Annotated in this window: 2 protein-coding genes and 2 pseudogenes; 2 read left to right on the top strand and 2 right to left on the bottom strand. The window is 60.8% G+C overall.

Features of this window, described 5'->3' with window-relative positions; genetic code table 11:
* Positions 1-68 precede the first annotated feature (68 nt).
* Together istB and AX724_RS23120 are read left to right on the top strand one after the other, a co-directional pair.
* On the top strand, positions 69-809 hold the full coding sequence (gene istB, locus AX724_RS18310) for an IS21-like element helper ATPase IstB (RefSeq protein ID WP_062093922.1): 741 nt from the start codon (positions 69-71) through the stop codon (positions 807-809).
* Positions 810-1,342: 533 nt separating this feature from the next.
* Positions 1,343-1,658: pseudogene (locus tag AX724_RS23120) on the top strand (hypothetical protein); the annotation flags it as partial.
* Positions 1,659-1,843: 185 nt separating this feature from the next.
* Here the strand turns inward: AX724_RS23120 and AX724_RS18305 are convergent.
* Together AX724_RS18305 and AX724_RS18300 are read right to left on the bottom strand one after the other, a co-directional pair.
* Positions 1,844-2,104 (bottom strand): annotated as a pseudogene (locus AX724_RS18305) (transposase); the annotation flags it as partial.
* Positions 2,105-2,146: 42 nt separating this feature from the next.
* Positions 2,147-2,728 (bottom strand): UPF0149 family protein, encoded by a 582-nt coding sequence (locus AX724_RS18300; RefSeq protein ID WP_066282962.1) that lies wholly within the window; start codon positions 2,726-2,728, stop codon positions 2,147-2,149.
* Positions 2,729-3,587: the final 859 nt, after the last annotated feature.

Genomic DNA, 3,587 nt, shown 5'->3' with positions numbered 1-3,587 from the left:
TTCCCAAAACGTTCTCCGACTTGGCCAAAATCGCAGCTTGGGGCCGACTGGGCCTGAAAGGAACGACGATGCTTCAACATCCCACTCTCGACCGGCTGAACACGATGGGACTGGCCGGTATGGCCAAGGCATATGGTGAGCTCGCCGCCAACGCCGAGGCCGACAGGCTTACGCATCCCGAATGGCTGGCGCTGCTGCTCGATCGTGAATGGAGCTTCCGCCATGACCGCAAGCTCGCCGCGCGGTTGCGGTTCGCTAAGCTGCGCCACCAGGCATCTCCCGAGGACGTCGACTATCGCAGCCCACGCGGGCTCGATCGCGCCTTGTTCATGAAGCTCGTCGCCGGCGAATGGATCGCCGCTCGCGACAATCTGGTCATCACCGGACCGACCGGCGTCGGCAAGAGCTGGCTCGCCTGCGCGCTCGGTCACAAGGCCTGTCGCGACGACCGTTCGGTCCTCTACCAGCGCGTCCCCAAGCTGTTCTCCAATCTCGCGCTGGCGCGCGGTGACGGCCGACACGAGCGCTTCCTCAGGAAGCTCGGCAGCGTCCAGCTGCTGATTCTCGACGACTGGGGCCTGGAACCGCTCGATGCGCTCGCGCGCCACGATCTGCTCGAGATCCTCGAGGAACGCTACGGCCGTCGTTCGACCATCGTCACCAGCCAGCTTCCCATAGCCAGTTGGCATCATGTGATAGCGGACCCGACTTACGCCGACGCGATCCTGGATCGCCTGGTGCACAACGCTCATCGCCTCGATCTCGACGGCGACAGTATGCGGCGATCGAAAAATACGCCGGACGCTTGACGGCAGCCGCGAACGACACAACAACGAGCATTGCCGAAAGGCCCCGCTTCCGAGGGGGCGACTTCATCTCGGAATCAGGGGGCGTAATCATCCCGGAAACGGGGGGCGACTTCATCGGAATCGGCAAGCAACCCCATTGCGGATACGGAACAATAAACAGATTTCGTGAGATAATGCACCTTCAGTCTCCCCCTCCGATGCGGGCGCGTATCGATGTCGCGCTTCCGCATTTTGCGTGCACCCGTGGCCGGGCACACCAATACTAAGTGCGTCAGTGTGACATCGCGCCTTCCCCGATATCCCCGACACCTCAGTGCGCGGCTACGTCCCAAACGCACACGATTCCAGTTTATGAACTGTATAATCAATATTGATCAGGGAAATAGGAAGGCTGCCGCTTCATCCGAGATATTCATCCGTGTCTCCATCAGCGAAGAGACGCAGATGAACCCCGGTAGGCATTGATGATGTAGCCGCCCCCCGACGGCCTTGATGTGCCAACGTGGGTCTTCAATCGATGGAGGAGAGCGGTGATGTCGGAGATTGTTACGATCGGGCTGGATCTGGCGAAGAGGGTATTCCAAGTCCACGGGGCTGACGGAACTGGTCATGCTTGTCAACGGCACAGTAATTTTCCCCGGAACGGGGCATTTTACTCTGCCATCAACACATGCTATCGTGCGCAAGAAGCTGAGCCGGGATCAGGTGCTTTCCTTCTTCAGCGCGCTTCCACCCTGCACGGTCGCCATGGAGGCCTGCGGAGGGTCACATTATTGGGGCCGGGAGATAGCCCTGCTGGGCCATGAGGTTCGCCTGATCCCGCCGGGGTATGTGAAGCCTTTCGTAAAGTTATGCTGAGGTGAGCATAACTTCACTAGCAGGCTGTTGAAGAAGTAGCCGAGAGGGCGCGGGGGCTGCGGGCTACGGCTTTCGGCGGTCCTATTCGGGCCAGCGATCTTCCTTCCACGGCCTGTCTGGGCGGTGACCCCGGGCGGGGCGAGGGAGACGGCCAGCATCGGGTGCGGGCGAGCCGCTCATGCGGTCGCTCCGAGCAGCTTGGGCAACCGGATCAGATTATAGGCGGCCGCCGCGAAGGTGAACGACCAGTCGACCTTCTGGAGGCCGCGGAGCTTGGTTCGTCGCAGGCCTGCGACGGTCTTGATCCAGCCGAACGCCTCCTCGATCCGCTTGCGGACGCGCAGGCTGGCTGCGTAGCCGGCGTGGCGAGTGGTGCGGCGATCGATCGCCGAACGTCTGCGGCTGACGTTCTGGGCGACGTGCGGTCGGACGTTCAGTGGTAACCGCTGCTTCGACCCCACGTGGGATGTGGAGAGGCTTCAGTGTACGGTCAGGGTTCTTGCAAAGGCACACTGATCATGGATGAAGGAGATGATCTGGGGGATCATCCGCCAGGTATCTGCAAGAGCCTGATTTGCGAGGGGATCCTGGAGTTGGTCGATCCATGATGTGCCGTCGATGATCGTGCTTTGGCCAAGGATCGCTACAAGCGGGAGGCCGAACTCTCGATCAGACACGAAGGGCTTCCATGCGTCCATGTCCAGATGCATTGCAGTGAAGAAGCCATTGGCGAAGTCTTCCAGCAGGACCTCGCCGTCCTCGGTCCGCATATAGATCGGCGCATAGACCTCAGGGCACTCGGCAAGCTCGATGCAGATCTGGTTGTAGCGCTTGAGGATCGTTCGGCGTGCGAGCGCCGATCGGGCGCTTTGGACGTGTTCGCGCAGGATGCTCTTGAGCCATATGTCCGGATTGATGATGGACGGGCCGGCAGCCAACGCCGCGAGGAAGCCATCGATCGAGGAGACACCGGCGACCGGCGGATCAAGCGTATCAAGCCAAATTTCGAGCTGCTCTAATGAGAAGGTTCTGCCGGATGCGGTTTGACGTTTGAAGCTCATGCTGCCAGCGCTTCTAGCCGATCAGTCGCAGGGCGCCAGTTCCATGCCAACAGGCTGTGCAGATCGTTGATCATTACCTCTTCATTCAGGGGTCGGTTCCGGCTGAGGGCGAAATGACACCCTAAGCGAAACGGCAAGAAGGGGTGGGGAGCGGACATCGCGCCCCCGCCTTGCGTCATCCTGAACTTGTTTCAGGATCCATCGGGCGATTGGTGCCGGAGCGTGGTGGCTCGTGCCGCCATCTCGGTTGGCCGATCATAAACTGGGCTTTCGGATTGATGGACCCTGAAACAAGTTCAGGGTGACGGCTGATTTGGGGTGGGGCGCGGTCATCCGTCATCCCGGCGCATGCCGGGACCGTGGGCAAGTCTTGAGGCGATAGCTATCGCCAGGGCGCCCGGACGTGAGGCTGCTTCTAAAGACAGCCCACGGTCCCGGCATGCGCCGGGATGACGACCATTGGGAACGTCTGCAACGGGGCGGATGCTGCCCTTCACCATTCCGCCGGATGGATGTCGATCAAATGGATCAAATGTCAGTGAGATCCTCAGGGTACATCCCACCGCGCTGGCAGAAGAGAGCCCATGTTTCCTTCCCCTGTGCGGTTACGATCATGCGAACCGGTAAATCGACTGCGAGCGCGATAAGGCCGAGGCGGACAAGCGGGCCAATGCTCCTATCGCTGATCACCCTGTCAGGGGTGTACCCTCCTGCCACGAGTGTCCATCCGGGCGTTCCGCGTTCGGTAATAGCCGGAGCGAGATGGCCGTCACGTGGGAGATCGGTATCGCGGCCCAGGGTGTATAGGCAGATACTCCAGAAGGCATCTCGCGGTCGTGGTGGGATCAACGCCCATTCC

The organism is Sphingobium sp. CCH11-B1, from assembly GCF_001556865.1.
GTDB lineage: Bacteria > Pseudomonadota > Alphaproteobacteria > Sphingomonadales > Sphingomonadaceae > Sphingobium.
This window is presented reverse-complemented; position numbering and strand designations above follow the sequence as displayed.